This is a genomic window from Pseudomonas sp. G11 (assembly GCF_029457515.1).
Classification (GTDB): domain Bacteria; phylum Pseudomonadota; class Gammaproteobacteria; order Pseudomonadales; family Pseudomonadaceae; genus Aquipseudomonas; species Aquipseudomonas gorinensis.
On the sequence record NZ_CP120377.1, the window covers coordinates 6,964,024 to 6,984,732 of the forward strand.

General features: G+C 62.4%; 18 protein-coding genes. 11 read left to right on the plus strand and 7 right to left on the minus strand.

All coding sequences use genetic code 11. The features are described from left to right. Positions 1 to 6 precede the first annotated feature (6 nt). The gene (hrpB, locus tag P2T68_RS32080; RefSeq protein ID WP_277378779.1) at positions 7 to 2,514 is read right to left on the minus strand and encodes an ATP-dependent helicase HrpB; all 2,508 of its coding nucleotides are present in this window, start codon (positions 2,512 to 2,514) and stop codon (positions 7 to 9) included. A gap of 183 nt (positions 2,515 to 2,697) precedes the next feature. Between hrpB and P2T68_RS32085 the strand changes: the two genes are divergently transcribed. Together P2T68_RS32085 and P2T68_RS32090 are read left to right on the plus strand one after the other, a co-directional pair. Next, positions 2,698 to 3,117: a hypothetical protein gene (locus P2T68_RS32085; RefSeq protein WP_024077549.1), complete on the plus strand. Its 420-nt coding sequence runs from the start codon at positions 2,698 to 2,700 to the stop codon at positions 3,115 to 3,117. A 15-nt stretch (positions 3,118 to 3,132) separates the two neighbouring features. Further along, a complete protein-coding gene (locus tag P2T68_RS32090) occupies positions 3,133 to 4,026 on the plus strand; it encodes a cation diffusion facilitator family transporter (protein ID WP_024077550.1) in 894 nt (297 codons plus the stop codon). Here the strand turns inward: P2T68_RS32090 and P2T68_RS32095 are convergent. Continuing rightward, on the minus strand, positions 4,023 to 5,111 hold the full coding sequence (locus P2T68_RS32095; protein WP_024077551.1) for a DUF6515 family protein: 1,089 nt from the start codon (positions 5,109 to 5,111) through the stop codon (positions 4,023 to 4,025). The two genes, P2T68_RS32090 and P2T68_RS32095, sit on opposite strands and share 4 nt — an antisense overlap. A gap of 430 nt (positions 5,112 to 5,541) precedes the next feature. On the opposite strand from P2T68_RS32095, the gene P2T68_RS32100 reads away from it, so the two are divergent. Further along, positions 5,542 to 6,021: an Lrp/AsnC family transcriptional regulator gene (locus P2T68_RS32100; RefSeq protein WP_003194418.1), complete on the plus strand. Its 480-nt coding sequence runs from the start codon at positions 5,542 to 5,544 to the stop codon at positions 6,019 to 6,021. 224 nt (positions 6,022 to 6,245) lie between these two features. Continuing rightward, positions 6,246 to 6,455: a DUF2788 domain-containing protein gene (locus P2T68_RS32105; RefSeq protein ID WP_025858220.1), complete on the plus strand. Its 210-nt coding sequence runs from the start codon at positions 6,246 to 6,248 to the stop codon at positions 6,453 to 6,455. Here P2T68_RS32105 and P2T68_RS32110 read toward each other — a convergent pair. The 4 genes from P2T68_RS32110 to P2T68_RS32125 form a co-directional block, all read right to left on the minus strand. Next, a complete protein-coding gene (locus P2T68_RS32110) occupies positions 6,450 to 7,085 on the minus strand; it encodes a pseudouridine synthase (RefSeq protein WP_024077552.1) in 636 nt (211 codons plus the stop codon). The two genes, P2T68_RS32105 and P2T68_RS32110, sit on opposite strands and share 6 nt — an antisense overlap. A gap of 71 nt (positions 7,086 to 7,156) precedes the next feature. Continuing rightward, positions 7,157 to 8,629, minus strand: a complete 1,473-nt coding sequence (amn, locus tag P2T68_RS32115) for an AMP nucleosidase (RefSeq protein WP_024077553.1) — start codon at positions 8,627 to 8,629, stop codon at positions 7,157 to 7,159. Between the two features lie 452 nt (positions 8,630 to 9,081). Continuing rightward, positions 9,082 to 10,737 (minus strand): acyl-CoA dehydrogenase family protein, encoded by a 1,656-nt coding sequence (locus tag P2T68_RS32120; RefSeq protein ID WP_277378780.1) that lies wholly within the window; start codon positions 10,735 to 10,737, stop codon positions 9,082 to 9,084. 189 nt (positions 10,738 to 10,926) lie between these two features. Then, positions 10,927 to 13,326: a hybrid sensor histidine kinase/response regulator gene (locus P2T68_RS32125; RefSeq protein ID WP_277378781.1), complete on the minus strand. Its 2,400-nt coding sequence runs from the start codon at positions 13,324 to 13,326 to the stop codon at positions 10,927 to 10,929. Between the two features lie 288 nt (positions 13,327 to 13,614). Here P2T68_RS32125 and P2T68_RS32130 point away from each other — a divergent pair, with 288 nt between their 5' ends. From P2T68_RS32130 to P2T68_RS32145, 4 genes are all read left to right on the plus strand, one after another. Beyond that, entirely contained in the window at positions 13,615 to 14,412 is a 798-nt protein-coding gene (locus P2T68_RS32130; protein WP_024077557.1) for a hydroxymethylpyrimidine/phosphomethylpyrimidine kinase, read from the plus strand. A gap of 18 nt (positions 14,413 to 14,430) precedes the next feature. Continuing rightward, entirely contained in the window at positions 14,431 to 15,060 is a 630-nt protein-coding gene (gene thiE, locus P2T68_RS32135) for a thiamine phosphate synthase (RefSeq protein ID WP_024077558.1), read from the plus strand. Positions 15,061 to 15,071: 11 nt separating this feature from the next. Then, the gene (gene hemL, locus P2T68_RS32140) at positions 15,072 to 16,355 is read left to right on the plus strand and encodes a glutamate-1-semialdehyde 2,1-aminomutase (protein WP_024077559.1); all 1,284 of its coding nucleotides are present in this window, start codon (positions 15,072 to 15,074) and stop codon (positions 16,353 to 16,355) included. Positions 16,356 to 16,579: 224 nt separating this feature from the next. Beyond that, positions 16,580 to 17,134: a tetratricopeptide repeat protein gene (locus P2T68_RS32145; RefSeq protein WP_024077560.1), complete on the plus strand. Its 555-nt coding sequence runs from the start codon at positions 16,580 to 16,582 to the stop codon at positions 17,132 to 17,134. 144 nt (positions 17,135 to 17,278) lie between these two features. On the opposite strand, the gene P2T68_RS32150 is transcribed toward P2T68_RS32145, so the two are convergent. Further along, complete coding sequence (locus P2T68_RS32150; RefSeq protein ID WP_003194436.1) at positions 17,279 to 17,605, minus strand: DUF1820 family protein; 327 nt, start codon at positions 17,603 to 17,605, stop codon at positions 17,279 to 17,281. 131 nt (positions 17,606 to 17,736) lie between these two features. On the opposite strand from P2T68_RS32150, the gene miaB reads away from it, so the two are divergent. The 3 genes from miaB (at position 17,737) to ybeY (ending at position 20,676) form a co-directional block, all read left to right on the plus strand. After that, complete coding sequence (gene miaB, locus P2T68_RS32155) at positions 17,737 to 19,065, plus strand: tRNA (N6-isopentenyl adenosine(37)-C2)-methylthiotransferase MiaB (RefSeq protein ID WP_024077561.1); 1,329 nt, start codon at positions 17,737 to 17,739, stop codon at positions 19,063 to 19,065. Positions 19,066 to 19,220: 155 nt separating this feature from the next. Beyond that, positions 19,221 to 20,225, plus strand: coding sequence for a PhoH family protein (locus tag P2T68_RS32160; protein ID WP_024077562.1), 1,005 nt, complete (start codon positions 19,221 to 19,223; stop codon positions 20,223 to 20,225). Beyond that, positions 20,218 to 20,676, plus strand: a complete 459-nt coding sequence (ybeY, locus tag P2T68_RS32165; protein WP_024077563.1) for an rRNA maturation RNase YbeY — start codon at positions 20,218 to 20,220, stop codon at positions 20,674 to 20,676. Before P2T68_RS32160 ends, ybeY begins: the two co-directional genes overlap by 8 nt. Positions 20,677 to 20,709 lie beyond the last annotated feature (33 nt).

Sequence of the window (20,709 nt, forward strand, 5' to 3'; positions counted from 1 at the left end):
CCACGCTTACTTTCGGGGTTTGATCCGCGCGGTCGGCTCGGCTATCAGCGGGTCGTCCGGCCAGTAATGCTTGGGATAGCGCCCCTTCAGATCCTTCTTCACGTCGGCGTAGGTACTGCGCCAGAAGTTCGCCAGATCCTGGGTCACCTGCACCGGCCTGCGCGCTGGGGACAATAGGTGCAACTTCACCGCCTGCCGGCCACCGGCGATGCGCGGCGTGTCCGCCAGCCCGAACAGTTCCTGCAAACGCACCGCCAGGATCGGCGGCTGTTCGCTGTAGTCCAAACGCACCGATGAGCCCGACGGCACTTTCACATGCTGCGGCGCCAGTTCGTCCAGGCGTTGGGGTAGCGGCCAAGGCAACAGGTTGTGCAGGTAGCTGGAGATATCCAGGTTGGCGAAATGGCTCAGGCGCGAGACTTTGCCCAGGTAGGGCATGAGCCAGTGCTCCAGGCTGGCCAGCAGGGCGCTGTCGCTGACATCGGGCCATTCGCTGGTTTTGCCGGCGTCGAGCTGGCGCAGCAACAGGACGCGGGCCTGCCATTGACGCAATTCCGGGGTCCAGGGCAACAGCTCCAGGCCCTTGCGGCGCACCAGGTTGACCAGCGCCTGGTTGCGCGCGGCTTCATCCAGGCCCGTCAGGGGTTCGCGGCTGAGCACCAGCTCGCCGACTTTGCGCTGGCGTTCGGCGCGCAACACGCCTTCTCGCTCATCCCAGTCCAGTTGGTCCACGTTGCGCACTTGCTCGGCGAGCACTGTCTCGAACAGCGCCGGATCAAAGTCGGCCGCCAGGTAGATGCGTTCTTCGCGCTGGCCCTGGCGGCTGCCCAGGTCAGCGATCACCAGCCAGGGTTGTTTCATCAGGCTGTCAGCCTCGGCGAACAAGGCCGCACGGCCGTTGGCCAGGCGGTATTCAGCGCCACCGGGGCGACGTTGTTGGGCAACGCGGTCGGGGTAGGCCAGCGCCAGCAAGGCACCGAGCCAACGCGGGTGGTCGGGATCGGCCACCGGTTGGGTCGCCTGGCCACGTAAATAGCCGCGGTATTGCCGAGCCAGTTGCTTGGCGCGCTGCACCCCGCCTTGGGTACCCCGCGCACGTTCTTCGCCAGACATTAATGCCAGGCGACTGTGCAAATCGGCGCCGCCACCGCGCAGGATATCGCGCTCGCCTAACAGCGCGGCGACGTCACACGCAGTGGCCGCCAACCCCAAATCCTGACCGCGCAACAGCAGATGGGCGATCCGTGGGTGGGCGGGCAACTCGGCCATTTTCTGGCCATGGGCGCTCAGTTTTTCGTCATTCAAGGCGCCCAGCCGTTGCAGCAGGTCCTGGGCCTGGGCATAGGCCGCGGACGGCGGCACATCCAGCCACACCAACTGCGTGGGCGTGACGCCCCAGCGCGCCAGTTGCAGAGCCAGGCCAGCGAGGTCGGCCGCGAGGATTTCCGCACTGCCATAGGCGGCCAGGCCGTCGTGCTGGTCTTCGGACCACAAGCGATAGCACACGCCCGGTTCCAGGCGCCCGGCCCGGCCCGCGCGCTGGGTCGCGCTGGCGCGGGAAATGCGCTGGGTATCGAGACGGGTCATGCCGCTGCCGGGGTCAAAGCGTGGGACCCGCGCCAACCCGGCATCGATCACCACGCGCACGCCGTTGATGGTCAGGCTGGTCTCGGCGATGTTGGTGGCCAGCACCACTTTGCGCTTGCCCGTGGGCGCCGGGTCGATGGCCGCGCGCTGGGCGTTGAGGTCGAGTTCGCCATGCAACGGGCACAGCAGCACGTCACTGCGCTCCCCCAGGGCGTCGGCCAGTTGCTGGTTGACCCGGCGAATCTCCGCCTGCCCCGGCAGAAACACCAGCACGCTGCCGGTTTCGTCATGCAGGGCGTCGAGGATGGTTTGCACCACACGCGGCTCGATAAACTCACCGGCCTGGTACGGCCGCCCCCAGCGCATCTGCACCGGGAACATGCGCCCTTCGCTGCGCAGGATGGGGGCGTTGTCCAACAAGTCGGCCAGGCGCTCGCCTTCGAGGGTCGCGGACATCAACAGGATTTTCAGCGGCTGCTCGTCGCGAAACAGGTCGCGGCCGTTCAGGCTCAAGGCCAGCGCCAGGTCGGCGTCGAGGCTGCGCTCGTGGAATTCATCGAAGATCAGCAAACCCACGCCGTCCAGCGCAGGGTCGTCCTGCAGGCGGCGGGTGAGGATGCCTTCGGTGACGACTTCAATGCGGGTGTTGGGGCCGACCTTACTGTCGAGACGGATGCGGTAGCCGACCGTTTCACCGACCTTTTCCCCCAATTCGCTCGCCAGGCGTTCGGCCGCGGCACGGGCCGCGAGGCGCCGAGGTTCGAGCATCAGGATGGTTTGCCCGGCAAGCCACGGCTCATTCAATAAGGCCAAGGGCACGCGGGTGGTTTTACCGGCGCCGGGGGGCGCTTCCAGCACGGCTTCATGGCGATTCGCCAAGGCGTCACGCAGGGCGGGTAAAACATCATCGATCGGCAACGAATTCATACTGGCTCCAAAGCAGAGCGGCGAGTATAACGGCGAACTGCCGGGTGCCGGTGGTGGTCTCCTATAGGCGCGAGCTTGCTCGCGAAAAACCACAGCGCACCACACACATTCACGCAGTACGCGTTATCGTTAACGTCTTTCGCGAGCACGCTCGCGCCTACAGTGACTGACAGGAGATTTTCCATGCGTATCGCTTCCCGTGTTATCGGCGGTGTCCTCGCCGTCACCCTGCTGAGCCAACTGACGGCCTGCGGCTCGATTTTCTACCCCGACCGCCGTGGCCAGATCGACGGCAAGATCGACCCGACCATCGCCGTACTCGATGCCGTGGGCCTGCTGTTCTACGTCATCCCTGGCCTGATCGCCTTCGGCGTCGACTTTGCCACCGGCGCGATCTACTTCGAACCGGGCAAGACCGCCCAGGTTGCCCCGGAAAAACTGCGCGAAGCCATCGGCGCGGACGGCAAGGTCGACAACGCCAAGTTGCAAACCATCATCCAGAAAGAAACCGGCCGCACCCTCCCGCTGGACGACCCGCGCATGATCCAGTTCAAGGGCAGCGTGCAGCAGTTGGCCGCCCTTGGCCTGCAACCGTCCGCCTAAGGATTTGACCCCCCTATGACCAGCAATCCCGAACACGCCCGGCTGTTGCGCCTGGCCACCCGCGCCTCCGTCGGCGTGGCCAGTGTGCTGATTATCACCAAGGCTATTGCCTGGTGGCTCAGCGGCTCGGTGAGCATGCTCGCCGGCTTGACCGACTCGTTGCTCGATGGGGTGACCTCGCTGCTCAATTTGCTGGCGGTGCACTACGCCCTGCGCCCGGCCGATGACGATCACCGTTACGGCCACGGCAAGGCGGAGTCCCTGGCGGGCATGGCGCAAGCGTTGTTTATCGCCGGCAGTGCGGTGCTGATTGCGTTGCAGGCATTTGAACGGATCAAGCATCCCGAACCGGTGGGCGCGCCGTGGCTGAGCATCGGGGTGATTATTTTGTCCCTGGCGCTGACCGTGGCCCTACTGATCCTGCAACACCGCGTGGTGCGGGAGACCGGGTCCAGTGCCGTGCGTGCCGACTCGCTGCACTACCGCTCGGACCTGCTGCTCAATGGCAGCATCTTGATTGCGTTGGTGTTGGCCGGCTTCGGCTTTCATCAGGTCGACGCCTGGTTCGGCCTGGGCATTGCGGCCTACATTCTGTGGAGCGCGATCCAGATCGCTCGGGAAAGCTTTGCGGTGCTGATGGATGAAGAGCTGCCGCCAGATGTCAGCCAGCACATGCTGGAACTGGCCCGTGGCGTGCCCGGTGTGCTGGGCGCCCACGACCTGCGCACACGTATCTCTGGCAACCACTGGTTTGTGCAATTGCACCTGGAGTTACCGGGGGAGTTGACCCTGACCGTGGCCCATGGCATCAGCGACCAGGCCGCCGATGCCATTCACCAGGCCTACCCGCGCGCCGAAGTGCTGGTGCACGCCGACCCGCTGGAAGTGGTGACCGGCGCCAAGGCCTAGTACTGCACCTGGTAGCCGCGACTGCTCAGGCAGTTGCCCTGGGCCTGGCGGTAGGTCTGCACCACCGCCGGGTCGGGGGCGTACGTAACGGCTTGCGGGTCGAAACCGCTTTGTTGCACCGCCCAGCGATAACAATCGTAGCCGTCCTGTTGCACTTGGGCTGGCGACTGCCCGTTCGCCGGGTAAGCCACCACGTCATAGCCATTCCCCTGCGGTGCCGGTGGAGGCGTGGGCACGGCGGTCGGCGGTTCCACCACCACGTACTGCTGGGTGCTGGTTTCGTAGGTGTAGTAGGCACCCGCGGCGAGGAAGAACAGCGCGCCGCCCACCCACACTTCCCGCGCGTAGTCCGGCAGGTAATGCACGCGGATGCCGTACGGCGGCGTCACCACGACGTAGCGTGGGCCTTGCGGGCGGTACCAGTAGCCACCCGAAAAGAAGTAGTCCTGGCCACGGTAAGGCACGCGGTAGTTGCGGTCGGGGAAACGGTCAACGGTGTAGCCGGGGCGGTACTGTGGGCCCGGGCCCCAACCATTGCCGTGCCCATCGGGACGGCCCGGCCAGCGGATGTCATTGGGATGGCCATTATTGAAGCCACCGCCCGGACGTGGGCCGGGACCATTGCCGGCCTGCCAGTGCGGATTGCCATCGTTGCGGCGTGGGATGTCCTGATAATAGCCTTGGCGCGGTTCCTGGGTCTGGCGGACGGTGTCCGGACGGCCCTGGATCGGCAGGTTATTCGCCGGCTGCGGCTGCGGTGCTGGCCGAGGCTCTTCAGCCCCTTGTGGGCGACCTTGCCACTGCCCACCACCGTGCTGCTGTTGCTCGGCGCGATCAAAATGCTGGTTCTGTGGACGGGGTTGATTGTTTTCTGGCCGAGGCTGGTTGTTTTCCGGCCGTGGTTGATTGTTCTGCGGGCGCGGTTGGTTATTTTGCGGGCGCGGCTGTTCATTACCTTGCCGTCCGCCCTCAGGCCCTCTTTCATGCTGGCCGCCGCCTTCGGGACGCGGGTCTTCTGCCATTACTTGCGTGCCGACGGTCACCATCAGCAAACCTACACCTGCCATACGCCAGATGCGCTTCATGCTATTCCTCACTGCGGATAAGGGCCTGGAACATGCGGCCTCATAGATAAGACTGGAAAAGCCTCGCCCGGTTCTGAGACAGGTTATCAGTCACGAGAACAATTTTCGCAGACAAAGAAAAAGGGGCGACCCGTCGGCCACCCCTTGAGAATTTCGTCCTGGCTCAACGCTTATGACGTTGGCTCACCTCACGCCGTCTTGTGGACAGTGTGCAGCCTGGAGGCCGGCTCAACCCTGCTGGGGTGGCGGCCGCAACGGGCCTGATTGGGCTCGCTGCAGTGGACTGTTGTCCAGGCGGTGATTCTGTTGGTAATCATAGGCGCGCTGCCCCGACAGATGATTGCGAAGATTGCGTCAATAAACAGTGCTTGCGCAATTTTTAACCCTTCATGGATAATTCACCGCAATAGTTACGACAAAGGCCAACCCAATGAGCAAGCTTGACCGATACGACCTGAGTATTTTGGCGGAATTGCAGCGCGACGCGAGGATCTCCAACCAGGAGTTGGCCGAGCGTATCGGCCTGTCGCCTTCGCCCTGCTCACGCCGGGTCAAGCAATTGGAAGATGACGGCTACATCGCCCGCCAGGTCGCCTTGCTCGACCGCAAGATGCTGGGCCTGAGCCTCACGGCGTATGTGCTGATCGGCATGGACCGCCACACCCCTGAGCGTTTCGAGAACTTCGAAGCGGCGATCCGCACCCTGCCACAGGTATTGGAATGCAGCCTGGTCACCGGGATGGATGCGGACTATCAGTTGAAAGTGGTGGTGCCGGACATGGACCACTATCAGAAACTGCTGCTGGGCCACCTCACCCGTATCGAAGGCGTGACCAGCGTGCGGTCGAGCTTTGTGCTCAACCAGGTGCTCAACAGCACCGAATTGCCGCTGACCCACCTGCGTACTTAAGATCAATGAAGGTCAACTGTGGGAGGGGGCTTGCCCCCGATAGCAGTGTGTCAGCCACAGATTAGCTGACTGACCCACCGCCATCGGGGGCAAGCCCCTTCCTACATGGGGTCTGTGTTTCACCCACGAAGTCTGCCTGCGACGCACCGACGCAGGTCAATGTTGCGCCTGTGGCACTGCCGTATACTTGCCGCCTGCCCCCGTCGGAAGAATCCATGAACAACATCGACCCCGCCCTCTTTGAAGAATGGATGATGACCGGCCTGGTCACCCTCCTGATTATTTTCATGGGCTTTATCGTCTGGGACCTGGCGAAGAAGTCCAAGGCCGGGCGCTTTGGCTCGTTCATCCTGTTTTTCGTGCTCGGCCTGGGCGTGGCCGCGTTCATCATCAAGAGCGTGGTGATCGGCCTGATCGAGTCCGGCGCCTTATAAGCGCGCCGGCACTTCCTTCCATTGGCCCTGGTCCAGGCCATCGATCGACCACTCGCCAATGCGCACACGCACCAGGCGTAAGGTCGGCAGCCCCACCGCCGCGGTCATGCGCCGCACCTGGCGGTTTCGCCCCTCACGAATGACCAGCTCCAGCCAGTAAGTCGGCACGCTCTTGCGAAAGCGGACCGGCGGGTTACGCGGCCACAGCTCGGGCTCGTCCAGTTGCCGCGCTTGGGCCGGCAAGGTCTTGCCGTCGTTCAGTTCGACACCCTCACGCAGACGTTGCAGCAGCTCTTCAGTCGGTTCGCCTTCCACCTGTACCCAATAGGTTTTCGCCAGCTTGTGCTTGGGGTCGGCAATTCGCGCCTGCAACTGGCCATCGTTGGTCAGCAGCAACAAGCCTTCGCTGTCGCGATCAAGGCGGCCTGCCGGGTAGATGCCGGGAATGTCGATAAAATCCTTGAGCGTCGCCCGCCCGCCTTCGTCGCTGAACTGGGTCAGCACATCGAAGGGTTTATTGAACAGGATCAACTTCGGCTCGGCCGGTGGCGCCTTGGCAACACGGCGCGCGGCAGAATACGGAGGTTTCGCGCCAGGGCGACGCGAATCGGGACGGTTGGGACGGGACATGGCGAAGGAACATCTAACGGTCAGGACCGACAATGCTAGTGGCCTGACCGCCAAATGACCATCCCAACCGCTTAGCGGAACGGCGGCTCGTCGAAGCTGCGCAGTTTGCGCGAGTGCAGCGAGTTGAGTTCGGTGCGCAACAGGTCGACCGCCTCGATGCCGATCTTCAAGTGCTGGCTGACCGCACGCTCATAGAACGCATTGGCCGAACCCGGCAACTTGATTTCGCTGTGCAGGGGTTTGTCCGACACGCACAGCAAGGTGCCGTACGGCACACGCAAGCGGTAGCCCTGGGCGGCGATGGTGCCGCTCTCCATGTCCACGGCCACGGCGCGGGACAGGTTGATCAGCGGGCGCTCCTGGGCCCAGCGCAGCTCCCAGTTGCGGTCGTCGTAGGTCAGCACGGTGCCGGTGCGCAGGCGTTTTTTCAGCTCTTCGCCCTTTTCGCCGGTGACGTTGGCCGCCGCCTGCTGCAAGGCCATCTGCACTTCGGCCAGGGCTGGAATCGGAATGTTTGGCGGCACTACGCGGTCGAGAATCCCGTCGCGACGCATATAAGCGTGGGCCAGTACGTAGTCGCCGATGGTCTGGGATTGGCGCAGGCCGCCACAGTGGCCAATCATCAGCCAGCAATGCGGGCGCAGCACGGCCAAGTGGTCGGTGATGTTCTTGGCGTTGGACGGGCCGACGCCGATGTTGACCAAGGTCACGCCGTGGCCGTCGCTGGCCTGCAGGTGGTAGGCCGGCATCTGGTAACGGTGCCAGACCACGCCTGCGGCAATTGCCGACGCTTCGCCGTGGTCCATGCTCTTGTCGATGATCACGTTGCCCGGCAGCACCATGCGGATAAAGCGCGGGTCGCTGCGCAATTGCTCCAGGCCATGCAGGATGAACTGGTCAACGTAGCGGTGGTAGTTGGTCAGCAGGATCCACGGCTGCACATGACGCCAGTCGCTGCCGGTGTAGTGCACCAGGCGGCGCAAGGAAAAGTCCACGCGGGCCGCGTCGAACAAGGCCAGGGGCAACGGGTCGGTGTTTTCCCAATCATAGAGGCCGTCGGCGATACCATCGGTGGCGGCCGACAGGTCGGTGCTGGGGAACACACGGGCCAGGGTCGCGGCGGTCACGCCGGAGCCGGCCAGCTCGTCGCCCTGCTCCACCACGTATGGGTACGGGATGTTCTGTTGGCTGACGCCGACTTCGACCGTCACGGTAAAGTCGTGCATCAATGGCACCAGTTGCTCCAGCAAATACTTACGGAAGGCGGCGGGATGGGTGACGGTCACGCTGTAGGTCCCTGGCAACTGGACCTTGGCATACGCCCGGGTGGTCTGTGGGACTTCGCCGTGGCAGTGGTAGGTCAGGCGCAGTTCCGGGTAGCGAAACAGGGCACGTTGCTCGGCGTCCGGTTCGACGCGGTCCTTGAGGTATTGCTTGAGGGCTTGGTTGAGCGCGCCGGTAGCACGCTCATGCAGAGCCGCCAGCCGGTCCACGGCTTCTTCGGCGGTTTGAACGACAACAAAAGCTTCGGTCACGGTAAGCATCCTGTGTGCTGACTTGCAGGCCTTTATCTTGCCTGTATCCCGGCCTCACTGAAACAGTGGAGTTGGAATGCACTCAATAATGTGGGAGGCCTCCCTACCTCTTCGACGTAGTGCTGTCGCACATCAAACTGGAACCCCTGTGGCAAGCAGACTTGTTGTGGCGAGCCCGCTTGTTGTGGCGAGCGGGCTTGTTGTGGCGAGCGGGCTTGTTGTGGCGAGCGGGCTTGCCCCGCGTTGGGCTGCGAAGCAGCCCCAATCAATCGGAATGCGGAGTATCAGGCACTCCTCTGCGGCTGGTTCTGGGGCTGCTGCGCAGCCCAACGCGGGGCAAGCCCGCTCGCCACAACAGCCCGATCGCCACAAAAATCCGGTCGCTTAATAAAAAATAAATCCTTATTAATCGCTAAGTTATTTTATTTTTGGGGCTCGCCCCTCCCACACCTGGACCGCGTTCACAGAGATGAATACGGAGTTGAGCGAGCGACGATCGCTCCAACATCCACCCCACGCGGCAAGGTGCCATACACCCGACCGGACGACTCACCCAACCGGCTGGCGATAAACCCATCGCTGACCGCCGCATTGCCGGCTTCCAGCAGCAACTTGGCCTGCAACGCCACGGCGATGTCCTCGGTCAGTTGCCGCGCGCGGTATTGAATATCCTGGGTATCCATAAACGCCGACTTCAACTGTTCAATATGCCGCGCCAACTGACGGTCGCCATGTCCATCGCCCAATTCGACAAACAGCGTCTCGAGCACACCCGGCTCCTTCGACAGGGCGCGCAGCACGTCCAGGCACTGCACGTTGCCGGAACCTTCCCACGTCGAATTCACCGGAGCCTCACGGTATAGACGCGGCAGGATGCTGTCCTCCACGTAGCCGGCACCGCCCATGCACTCGGCGGCTTCGTTGATCATCGCTGGGGCACGCTTGCAGATCCAATACTTGCCCACCGCCGTCACCAGCCGTGCGAACTTGGCTTCGTGCTCATCGCCCAGATGGTCCAGGGCGCGGCCCATACGCAGGCTCAGCGCCAACGAGGCTTCGCTTTCCAGGGCCAGGTCGGCCAGGACGTTTTGCATCAGCGGCTGTTCGCTGAGCACGCGCCCCCCCACCAGGCGGTGGGCGCAGTGATGGCTGGCCTGGGTCAGCGCCTGGCGCATCAAGGCGCTGGAACCAACCATGCAGTCGAAGCGGGTCATGGCGACCATTTCGATGATGGTCGGGACACCACGGCCTTCTTCGCCGACCATCCAGGCCAGGGCGCCACGAAACTCGACTTCGCTGGACGCGTTGGAGCAGTTGCCCAGCTTGTTTTTCAAGCGCTGGATATAGAACTCATTGCGCGTGTCATCCGGGCGATGCCGGGGTAGCAGGAAACAGGTGAGGCCCTTGTCGGTCTGGGCCAGCGTGAGGAAGGCGTCGCACATCGGCGCCGAACAGAACCACTTATGCCCGACCAACTCATAGGCTTGCCCAGGGCCACCGGCCCCTACGGGGTAAGCGCGGGTGGTGTTGGCGCGCACGTCAGTGCCGCCCTGTTTCTCGGTCATGGCCATGCCGATGGTGGCGCCGGCCTTGTGGGCGATGCCGACGTTGCGGGGATCGTATTGGGTGTTGAGGATTTTTGGCAGCCAGGCCTGCGCCAGGTCCGGTTGCAAGCGCAACGCGGGCACACAGGCGAAGGTCATGGTGAGCGGACAACCCGTGCCCGCTTCGGCCTGGCTGTGCAGGTAAGTCATCGCCGCACGGGCCACATGCGCGCCAGCTTGCGGATGAGCCCAAGGCAGCGAGGGCAGGCCGTGTTCGACGGCGGTGCGCATCAGTTCGTGGTAGGCCGGGTGAAACTCCACCAGGTCGATGCGATGGCCATAACGGTCATGGCTGTTGAACACCGGCTTGTTCTGGTTCGCCAGGAACCCGGCCTCCATCAGCGGCCCACCGGCCAACGCGCCGTAGGCATCGATGCGCGCCTCTGCCCAGCCCGCGTCAAAGCGACGCGACCAGTCTTGCAGGGGCAGGTCGATGCGATACAGGTTGGCACCGTCCAGGGACGGGGGCTGGTTGGTGACGTCGTGGGTTTCGGCGAACTGATGCAGGTTCATGGTGGCCTCCAGGAAAAAGGCCACGTCGATTGTTGCTGTTTGTAGGTGGGCTTGCTCGCGAAGAACGTCAACGATAACGCGTGCATCCTGGATAAACGCGTTGCTCTCAGTTTTTTCGCGAGCAAGCTCGCTCCTACAGGGTACGAATCGATTGAGGCCGGTTTTTTCAGTTAAGCACCGTCAACCGCCTTAAAAAAGTGGCATACGCGCCGAATGTCCGGCGCTTTCGCCCTCTTGCGGGCATAACACGCGACGTTCCAGCACCGCTTGCAACGCCTCGAAACGCACAGGCTTGGCCAGGCGATCAGTGATACCAATGCCATGGCAGCGCTCACGCTCCGACGCATTGAGCGACGAACTCAAGGCGATCACCGGCAACTCACCACAGCCCGGCAACGCCCGTATCTGACAACACAACGAGAACCCACCTTCAGGCACGTCCAGCAAGACCGCGTCGAAGGTGCCCGCCTGCAAGGCCGCCAATGCGGTCGGGCCGCTGTCCACGGTTTTCACCCGATAGCCCAGTTTGAGCAACATGCCGCGTACCACCAACTGGCCGACGCTGTTGTCATCCACCAACAACACCGCACAATCCTGCGGCGCGCGTCGCTGCTCAGGCGCCGGGCTCGTGACTTTGGACGCGGGCGGTACGGCATCGACGTCCATCTCCAACTGGAAGCGGCTGCCCTTGTGCGGCTCGGAATGGTGGGTGAGACGCCCGCCCAGCAGCTCGATCAATTGCCGGCAGATCGCCAGGCCGATACCCAGGCCGCCGTATTCGCGGGTGGTCGAACCATCAAGTTGGAAGAAGCGCTGGTACAGAGTGGCCTCGTCAAGGAAGGCGAAACCAATGCCCGTGTCAGTGACGATAAAGCTCAGGTGCAGGCCACCGTCGCTGCGGGGCACGCCCACCACGCGCAGGCGCACCGTGCCTTGGTGGGTAAACTTGAAGGCGTTGTCCAGCAGGCAATCCAGGCACTGAAGCAGTTTGTCGGCATCGCCGATCACGCGGTCGGGCAGTTCATCGGCCACGTCGATGGAAAACCCCAGGCCCTTGTTCTGCGCACTGGCGCTGAACTGCTGGCGCAAGGCGTCGAGCACGCTGCGCAGGCTGAACACCTCGGGCTTGGCACTCAGGCGTCCGGCCTGCAACTCGGTGAGGGTGAGGATGCCGTTGACCATGCGCATCATGTCTCGCGCCGAGCCAGCGGCCGTTTGCTGGTACTGCGCCAGGTCGCCGTCCAGAGGCACGGTTTGCATCAGTTCCAGGGAGCCGATCACCCCATTCATCGGGGTGCGCAGTTCGTGGGTCAGGGTGGCGAGGAATTCGTCCTTGAGCCGGTTGCTGCGGGCCAACTGCTGGTTGAGCACTTCCAGCTTCTGGCTGGCGTCGAACAGGATTTGCGCCTGTTGCTCGCGCATGCCGTTGATGCGGTCCGCCAGGGCCAGGGACAACAGCGCCACCTCAATGGCCGAGCCAATCTGGCTGGCGTACATGGTGAGGAATACGTTGGGCAAGTAGCCCAGCACCATCATGGTATTGACCACCCCGCCCAGCAGGAACGCGGTCCAGGCAATGATGAAATACCGCGCCATGCGCTGCCCGCAGCACCAGGCCTTGATGGCGGCGACGAAGATGGTCACGGTGAACACCAGCGCCAGGCCGGTGGCCAGGCGCAAGGCCAGCGCGTAACTGGTCATCAGCGAGAGCAGCATCACCACCGCCCCGCAGGCCACCAGTGCCAGCAACAGACGATTGATCCAGCGACTGTGTTGGGCAGTGTGCAGGAAGCTGCGGGCGAACAGGCTGCCAAACAGCGCCGCCGAGCCAATCAGGAACGGCACCGCCGCGTTGGTCCACCACGGGTTGTCCGGCCACAAATATTCCGCCGCCACCCCATTGACCGACAATTGGTACAGGCCGAACGAGGCGATGTAGAGGATGTAATACAGGTAACTGGTGTCACGCACGCTCAGGTAGATGAACAGGTTGTAGATCAACATCCCCAGCAATACGCCGTAAATCGCCCCCAGTACATACAGGCGCAAGGGCTGTTCTTCCAGGTAGGCGGTGCCGGACCACAGCGTCAACGGGGCCTGGATCGAGCCTTGGCTTTGCAGGCGCAGGTAGAGGGTTTCCTGTTGATTGGGCACAAAATTGAGCTTGAACAGGTAATTGCTCTGGCGCACCTCCCGGCTGGAAAAAGGCAGCGCGCTGCCGGTGCGCGCGGTGAGGCGGTAGTTGCCGGTGGGGTCGCGCTGGTACAGGTCCAGGTGGTTCAGTGGCGGGTAGGCCAGTTCCAGGAACCAGGTACGTGGGGAACGCGGGTCTTGGGCCAGGTAATGCAGGTCGACCTTGAGCCAGAACACCGAGCGCGAATAGCCGGCATTGAGGGTGGCTTTGTCATGGGGCTTGAACTGTGCGGCGTAGACGGGGGAACTCACATCGGCGATGGTCAGGGCGTCGGTCGGGTCTTCGAGCACCTGCATGGCGCGGCCCAGTGGCAAGCTTCGCGTGTTCTGAGTGAACTCGATGGCGCTGGCGAACATAGGCAGTCCGCACAACAATAAAATCAGCAAATAGCGCATAGAGCCCCAGCGTGACCTGTCCGGTTATGTCAAAAAGCCCCCCATTCCTTTTGAGAAGACGAATACCGGCGATACAGTAAGTTGTTTGGATCCACTCTAGCATAGCCGCTAGAGGCCATTAGACACCATTGAAATAATTTTTTGAAAGGCTCTAGGACGCGGCTTACAGGGGGTTTTGCAACACGTAACGGATACTAGCAAACAGCCATAAATACCCCTGTATCCGGGCAAAATTCTGCCAGCGCCAGACGGCCACGCCAAAAGCGTTTGGTGGTAAGCTCGCGCTCCATGAATATCTACAGCTCTCGCCCTGTTGTCCTCTGTCTCTCCGGCCATGATCCCAGTGGGGGCGCCGGCTTGCAGGCAGATATCGAAGCCCTGCTCGCCCAGGGCTGCCATGCGGCTCCGACCGTCACCGCCCTGACCGTGCAGAACACCGTCAATGTCAGCGACTTTCGCGTACTCGATCGCGAGTGGGTAATGGCCCAGGCCAATGCCGTGCTCAGCGACTCCGAAGTCGCGGCGGTCAAGCTGGGCATGCTGGGCTCTACCGCGATGGTCGACACCGTGGTCGAACTGCTGCAGGCGCATCCGCACCTGCCGGTGGTGTGCGACCCGGTGCTGCGTGCCGGCGGCGGTGGCAGCCTGGGCAAGGATGAAGTCGGCTACGCGATGCGCGAGCGGCTGTTTCCACTGTCGCTGATCGCCACACCCAACCTGCCCGAAGCCCGCATCCTTGCAGAGCTGCCCGACGGCACCGCGGACGAATGCGCCGAAAAGCTGCTGCCGTATATCAAGCACCTGCTGATCACGGGCGGCCATGGCGACGAACACGAAGTGCACAACCGCCTGTACAGCCGCGACGGCACGCGCCAGACCTTCACCTGCCAGCGCCTGCCCGGCAACTATCACGGATCGGGTTGCACCCTGGCCAGTGCACTGGCCGGGCGGATCGCCCAGGGCGAGGGCCTGGTGAGCGCCGTACAGTCTGCCCTCAACTACACTTGGCGTACCCTGCGTGACGCCGAACAACTCGGCCAGGGCCAGTTCGTGCCTCGCCGACTGCCGCTGGATTTCTGCTCGTAAGACCAAGAGGCCTGCCCGATGAAATTACGTGGCCTTTACGCCATTACCGACGGCCAACTGTTGGCCGGCAAATTCCTCGCCTATGTCGAAGCGGCATTGGACGGTGGCGTGACCTTGTTGCAGTACCGCGATAAAAGCACCGACGAAGCCCGGCGCCTGCGCGAAGCCGAAAAGTTGCGGGAGCTGTGCTCTCGCTACAAGACCCAATTGATCATCAACGACGATGCCGAATTGGCTGCGCGCCTCGGCGTCGGCGTACACCTGGGCCAGACCGACGGCCCACTGACCCCGGCGCGTGCCTTGCTGGGTTCCAAGGCGATCATCGGCGCCACCTGCCACAGCCAGATCGAACTGGCCGAGCAGGCCGCGAAGGAAGGCGCCAGCTATGTCGCCTTCGGCCGCTTCTTCAATTCCAACACCAAGCCTGGCGCGCCCGCCGCCACTGTCGAGATGCTGGCCCAGGCCCGCAAGCGCCTGCAATTGCCGATCTGCGTGATCGGCGGCATCACCCTGGAGAACGCCGAACCGCTGGTGGCCCACGGTGCTGACCTGCTGGCCGTGGTGCATGGCCTGTTCGGCGCCGAGAGCACCCAGGAAGTCACGCGCCGCGCCCGCGCCTTTAACGATCTTCTTAAATATTCCGTTTAGAGAGCCCGACCATGTCCCGTTCCGAAAGCCTGTTTGCCAATGCCCAGAAACACATCCCCGGTGGTGTGAACTCCCCCGTGCGTGCGTTCAAGAGCGTCGGCGGCACGCCATTGTTCTTCAAGCATGCCGAAGGCGCCTACGTCACCGACGAAGATGACAAGCGCTACGTCGACTACGTTGGTTCCTGGGGGCCAATGATCCTCGGCCACAGCCATCCTGAAGTCCTCGACGCCGTCCGCCAGCAATTGCAGCACGGCCTGTCCTACGGCGCGCCGACCGCGATGGAAACCGAGATGGCCGACCTGGTCTGCTCGATCGTGCCGTCGATGGAGATGGTGCGCATGGTCAGTTCCGGCACCGAAGCCACCATGAGCGCAATCCGCCTGGCCCGTGGTTTCACCGGCCGCGACAGCATTATCAAATTCGAAGGCTGCTACCACGGCCACTCCGACAGCCTGCTGGTCAAGGCCGGTTCCGGCGCACTGACCCAGGGCGTTCCGAGTTCGGCCGGCGTACCCGCCGCGTTCGCCAAACACACGCTGACCCTGCCGTTCAACGACATTGCCGCGGTCGAGCAGATGCTCAGCGAAGTCGGCCAGGACGTGGCTTGCATCATCGTCGAGCCGGTCGCTGGCAACATGAACTGCGTACCGCCGGCCCCGGGCTTCCTCGAAGGCTTGCGCGAGCAGTGCGACAAACACGGCGTGGTACTGATTTTCGACGAAGTGATGACCGGTTTCCGTGTCGCCCTCGGCGGCGCCCAAGCGCACTATGGCGTCACGCCAGACCTGAGCACCTTTGGCAAGATCATTGGCGGCGGCATGCCGGTGGGCTGCTTTGGCGGCAAGCGTGAAATCATGCAGCAGATCGCGCCGCTGGGCCCGGTGTACCAGGCGGGCACCCTGTCCGGTAACCCACTGGCCATGGCGGCCGGCCTGACCACCCTGCGCCTGATCAGCCGCCCGGGTTTCCACGCCGAGCTGACCGACTACACCACTCGCCTGCTGGACGGCCTGCAACAGCGCGCCGATGCCGCCGGTATCCCGTTTGTCACCACCCAGGCCGGTGGCATGTTCGGCCTGTATTTCAGCGGTGCCGACGATATCGTCACGTTCGAGGACGTGATGGGCAGCGATGCCGACCTCTTCAAGCGCTTCTTCCACCTGATGCTGGAAGGCGGCGTGTACCTGGCGCCGAGCGCCTTCGAGGCGGGCTTCACCTCGATCGCCCACGGCGACGCCGAGCTGAAACTGACCCTTGACGCCGCCGAGCGCGCCTTCGCCGCCCTGAAATAAACAGGTGCACACTCTGATGCTGCCCTCGGCAGCGTCAGATTTTCTACTTTGCCTACAGCGTTTTCCTTATTTTTTCGAGAATTCACCTGCAATCCGGCAGATAACTTGCCCAACCAGCAGAAAAACGAGTAAAGACTTTGTAAGCAGAGGCCTGCTTATTTCATAATGCGCGCTTATTGGACCCCCGAGGGTCCGCGTGCCCCGTCAGAGGTAAGTCGATTCCCATGAAACGCACCGGCCGCACCCTGGTCCTGGGCTGCCTGTTGCTCCTTCAGCCGCTGCTGGCACATGCACAAGCAGGCGGCAACTCGTTGTTAATCCCAGCGATGGGTCGTTGCACCCTCAATACCCAGCCAGACAGCCAGGCCGAAGCCCTGAGCGCGTGCCAGAAACAGGCCGACGGCGGGGATGCGCAGGCGCAATACGAGTTGGGCGAGTTCTTCTACGACAGCAAAAACCCCGCCCGCGACCTCAACAAGGCCTTGAACTACTTCGAGAAAGCCTCGTTGCAGGGCCACGCCCAGGCGCAATTCCAACTGGGCACCATGTTCTTCCACGGTGAAGGCGTGCCGGCCAATAACGTCCAGGCGTATATCGTGCTGAAAATGGCTGCGGTCAATGGCGCCGAAGACGCGCTGGACACCGCCGACGAAGTGGCCGAGCACATGCAGCGCGATGAGCTGGAAGTGGCGACCCAGGTGCTGGGGCAGATTTTCCGCAATTACCTGCAGGAATTGCAGAGTGCCGATGGGCGTTCGCCGTTCTCACCCCTGCCCTGATCGATCTGCGGCGAGGGCGCGTGCTCCTCGCCAGGCTGCGAAGCGGGTTCACAACCCTTCACTGACTTCTATCTGACGCACCTGTAAATTGCATTGGGGCCGCTTCGAGCCCCGGCGGGAGTAAGCGTCCTCGTCCCAAACGCCTTACTTTTCAGGCATCGGCATCGGAAACGGCATGACATTGCTGGTGCCACGGGCTTCGCTGATCTTCGGTGTTCCCAGGCGCTCGACTTCATCGATGCGCACAATCGAATGCATCGGCACAAAACTACGCACCACGCCTTCGAACTGGGCCTTGAGTTTCTCTTCGCCCGGGTCGACGACCAACTGGGTGCGCTCGCCAAAGACGAACTCTTCCACCTCCAGGAAGCCCCACAGATCGCTCTGATAGATCTGCTTGGCGTACATTTCGAACACCTGGCCCTGGTTCAGGAAAATCACCTTGTAGATTGGAGCTTCACGTTTGGTCATGGTGGGCGAACAACACATCGGGGATATAAAAGAGGGCGCGAACTATAGCATGGCACCCGATGCACAACGCTAGGAACCAATGGACATGCCCCCTATAATGCGCGGTTCTTTACCACCAGTTGACGATTCCCATGGCCAAGAAGCTTTATATCGAAACCCACGGTTGCCAGATGAACGAGTACGACAGCTCGCGCATGGTCGATCTGCTGGGTGAACACCAGGCCCTGGAAGTCACCGCCCGCGCCGAAGATGCCGACGTGATCCTGCTCAATACCTGCTCGATCCGCGAGCGGGCCCAAGACCGCGTGTACTCGCAACTGGGCCGCTGGCGCGAACTGAAACTGGCCAACCCGGACATGGTGATCGCCGTCGGCGGTTGCGTGGCCAGCCAGGAAGGCGCCGCCATCCGCGACCGCGCGCCCTATGTCGATGTGGTGTTCGGCCCGCAGACCCTGCACCGCCTGCCGGAAATGATCGACGCTGCGCGCCTCACCAGGCTGCCTCAGGTCGACGTCTCGTTCCCGGAAATCGAAAAATTCGACCACTTGCCCGAACCACGCATCGACGGGCCGAGTGCCTATGTGTCGGTGATGGAAGGCTGCAGCAAGTACTGCACCTTCTGCGTGGTGCCTTACACCCGTGGCGAAGAAGTCAGCCGGCCGTTTGACGATGTGCTGTCGGAAATCATCCACCTGGCCGAACACGGCGTGCGCGAAGTGACCCTCCTGGGCCAGAACGTCAACGGCTATCGCGGCCAGACCCACGATGGCCGCCTGGCGGACCTGGCGGAGCTGATCCGCGTGGTCGCCGCCGTCGATGGCATCGAGCGCATTCGCTACACCACCTCGCACCCGTTGGAGTTTTCCGACAGCCTGATCCAGGCCCACGCCGAAGTGCCGGAGCTGGTCAAGCACCTGCATTTGCCGGTGCAGTCGGGCTCGGACCGCATCCTGGCGGCCATGAAGCGCAACCACACCGCCCTGGAATACAAATCCAAACTGCGCAAATTGCGCGCGGCGGTGCCGGGTATCTGCATCAGCTCGGACTTTATCGTCGGTTTTCCCGGCGAAACCGAGAAAGACTTCCAGCAGACCATGAAGCTGATCGAAGACGTCGGTTTTGACTTCTCCTATTCGTTTGTCTACAGCCAGCGTCCGGGCACCCCGGCCGCCGACCTGCTGGACGAAACCCCGGAAGAACTGAAAAAAGAGCGCTTGAACGCCCTGCAACATCGCCTGAACCAGCAGGGTTTCGAGATCAGCCGACAAATGGTCGGGTCCACCCAACGCATCCTGGTCACCGACTACTCGAAAAAAGACCCGGGCGAATTGCAGGGGCGCACCGAGAACAACCGCATCGTCAACTTCCGTTGCGACAATCCGACCTTGATCGGCCAGTTTGCCGATGTGCACATCGATGCGGCGCAACCGCATTCGTTGCGCGGGTCTCTGGTGCAATAACCCTCAAATCACCACGGCTCAAAATGTGGGAGGGGGCTTGCCCCCTCCCACATTTGAATTGCATGGCATCAGGGTTAGATAAATGCTTTCGTACCCGAGCCACTGGCGCTATTCTCTCTTTCACCTCCACAGCCAAAGGGCGGCTAAAAGCAACCTTGAACGCACCCATAGCAGAACCCCATCGTTTCCTCCTCGAGCCGTTTGAGGCTCGCCGTTTCGCCAATCTGTGCGGACAGTTCGACGAGCACCTGCGCCTGATCGAACAACGCCTGAGCATCGAGATCCGCAACCGCGGCAATCAATTCGAGCTTATTGGCGAACCCCAGCACACCACGTCTGCAGAAAACCTGCTCCGCCGCCTCTACCGCGAAACCAAGGGTAGTGAGCTGTCGCCGGAAACGGTGCACCTGTACCTGCAGGAATCCGCCGTGGAAGACCTGGCCAACAACCCGGTGGCCGAAGCCAGCGTGGCCCTGCGCACCAAAAAAGGCATGATTCGCCCACGCGGCTTGAATCAGCAGCGCTACGTCAAAGAAATTCTCGGCAACGATATCAACTTCGGCATCGGCCCCGCCGGTACCGGCAAGACCTACCTGGCCGTGGCCTGCGCGGTCGACGCCTTGGAGCGCGAGCAAGTGCGCCGCATCCTGTTGGTGCGCCCAGCGGTCGAGGCGGGTGAAAAACTCGGCTTCCTGCCCGGCGACCTGGCCCAGAAGATCGATCCGTACCTGCGCCCGCTCTACGACGCGCTCTACGAAATGCTCGGCTTTGAATACGTGGCCAAGCTGATCGAACGCCAAGTGATCGAAATCGCCCCGCTGGCCTACATGCGTGGCCGTACGCTGAACAACAGCTTCATCATCCTCGACGAAAGCCAGAACACCACTGTCGAGCAGATGAAGATGTTCCTCACCCGTATCGGTTTCGGCTCCACCGCCGTGATCACCGGTGACGTCACCCAGGTCGACCTGCCCAAGGGCACCAAATCCGGCCTGGCCCAGGTGATCGAGGTGCTCAAGGACGTGCCGGGTATCAGCTTCACGCACTTCATGCCCAAGGACGTGGTCCGCCACCCGCTGGTGCAGCGCATTGTCGAGGCCTACGAGCGCTTCGACCATCGCGACGACGCACCGACCCAGGATGCGCGCCGCGATGCTTGAGCTTGACCTGCAGCTGGCCACCGACGCGCCCGCTCCCAGCGAAGAGCAGTTCCGTCAATGGTGCACCCTGGCCCTGCGCCAGCGCACCGCTGACTCGGAACTGACCATTCGCCTGGTGGACGAGCCCGAGGGCCGCGAACTGAATCACACCTGGCGCCAGAAGGATTACGCGACCAACGTGCTGTCCTTTCCCGCCGACGTACCCGACGAGTTGCTGGATATCCCGCTGCTGGGCGACCTGGTGATCTGCGTCGAAGTGGTCGAACGCGAAGCTCGGGAGCAAGGCAAGGTTCTTGAGGCCCATTGGGCCCATCTGGTCATCCACGGCTGCTTGCATCTGCTGGGCTACGACCATATAGACGATGACGAAGCCGAAGAGATGGAAGCGCTGGAACGAACGTTGCTTGCAGAATTGGGTCATCGCGATCCGTATGCAGACGACGAAAACTGATCGACACTTAACTGAAACAACAAAGGATTTAGA

Coding starts and splice junctions, on each gene's coding strand:
- hrpB (WP_277378779.1), bottom strand. CDS start 2,514: ATGAATTCGTTGCCGATCGATGATGTTTTACCCGCCCTGCGTGACGCC.
- P2T68_RS32085 (WP_024077549.1), top strand. CDS start 2,698: ATGCGTATCGCTTCCCGTGTTATCGGCGGTGTCCTCGCCGTCACCCTG.
- P2T68_RS32090 (WP_024077550.1), top strand. CDS start 3,133: ATGACCAGCAATCCCGAACACGCCCGGCTGTTGCGCCTGGCCACCCGC.
- P2T68_RS32095 (WP_024077551.1), bottom strand. CDS start 5,111: ATGAAGCGCATCTGGCGTATGGCAGGTGTAGGTTTGCTGATGGTGACC.
- P2T68_RS32100 (WP_003194418.1), top strand. CDS start 5,542: ATGAGCAAGCTTGACCGATACGACCTGAGTATTTTGGCGGAATTGCAG.
- P2T68_RS32110 (WP_024077552.1), bottom strand. CDS start 7,085: ATGTCCCGTCCCAACCGTCCCGATTCGCGTCGCCCTGGCGCGAAACCT.
- amn (WP_024077553.1), bottom strand. CDS start 8,629: ATGCTTACCGTGACCGAAGCTTTTGTTGTCGTTCAAACCGCCGAAGAA.
- P2T68_RS32120 (WP_277378780.1), bottom strand. CDS start 10,737: ATGAACCTGCATCAGTTCGCCGAAACCCACGACGTCACCAACCAGCCC.
- P2T68_RS32125 (WP_277378781.1), bottom strand. CDS start 13,326: ATGCGCTATTTGCTGATTTTATTGTTGTGCGGACTGCCTATGTTCGCC.
- P2T68_RS32130 (WP_024077557.1), top strand. CDS start 13,615: ATGAATATCTACAGCTCTCGCCCTGTTGTCCTCTGTCTCTCCGGCCAT.
- thiE (WP_024077558.1), top strand. CDS start 14,431: ATGAAATTACGTGGCCTTTACGCCATTACCGACGGCCAACTGTTGGCC.
- hemL (WP_024077559.1), top strand. CDS start 15,072: ATGTCCCGTTCCGAAAGCCTGTTTGCCAATGCCCAGAAACACATCCCC.
- P2T68_RS32145 (WP_024077560.1), top strand. CDS start 16,580: ATGAAACGCACCGGCCGCACCCTGGTCCTGGGCTGCCTGTTGCTCCTT.
- P2T68_RS32150 (WP_003194436.1), bottom strand. CDS start 17,605: ATGACCAAACGTGAAGCTCCAATCTACAAGGTGATTTTCCTGAACCAG.
- miaB (WP_024077561.1), top strand. CDS start 17,737: ATGGCCAAGAAGCTTTATATCGAAACCCACGGTTGCCAGATGAACGAG.
- ybeY (WP_024077563.1), top strand. CDS start 20,218: ATGCTTGAGCTTGACCTGCAGCTGGCCACCGACGCGCCCGCTCCCAGC.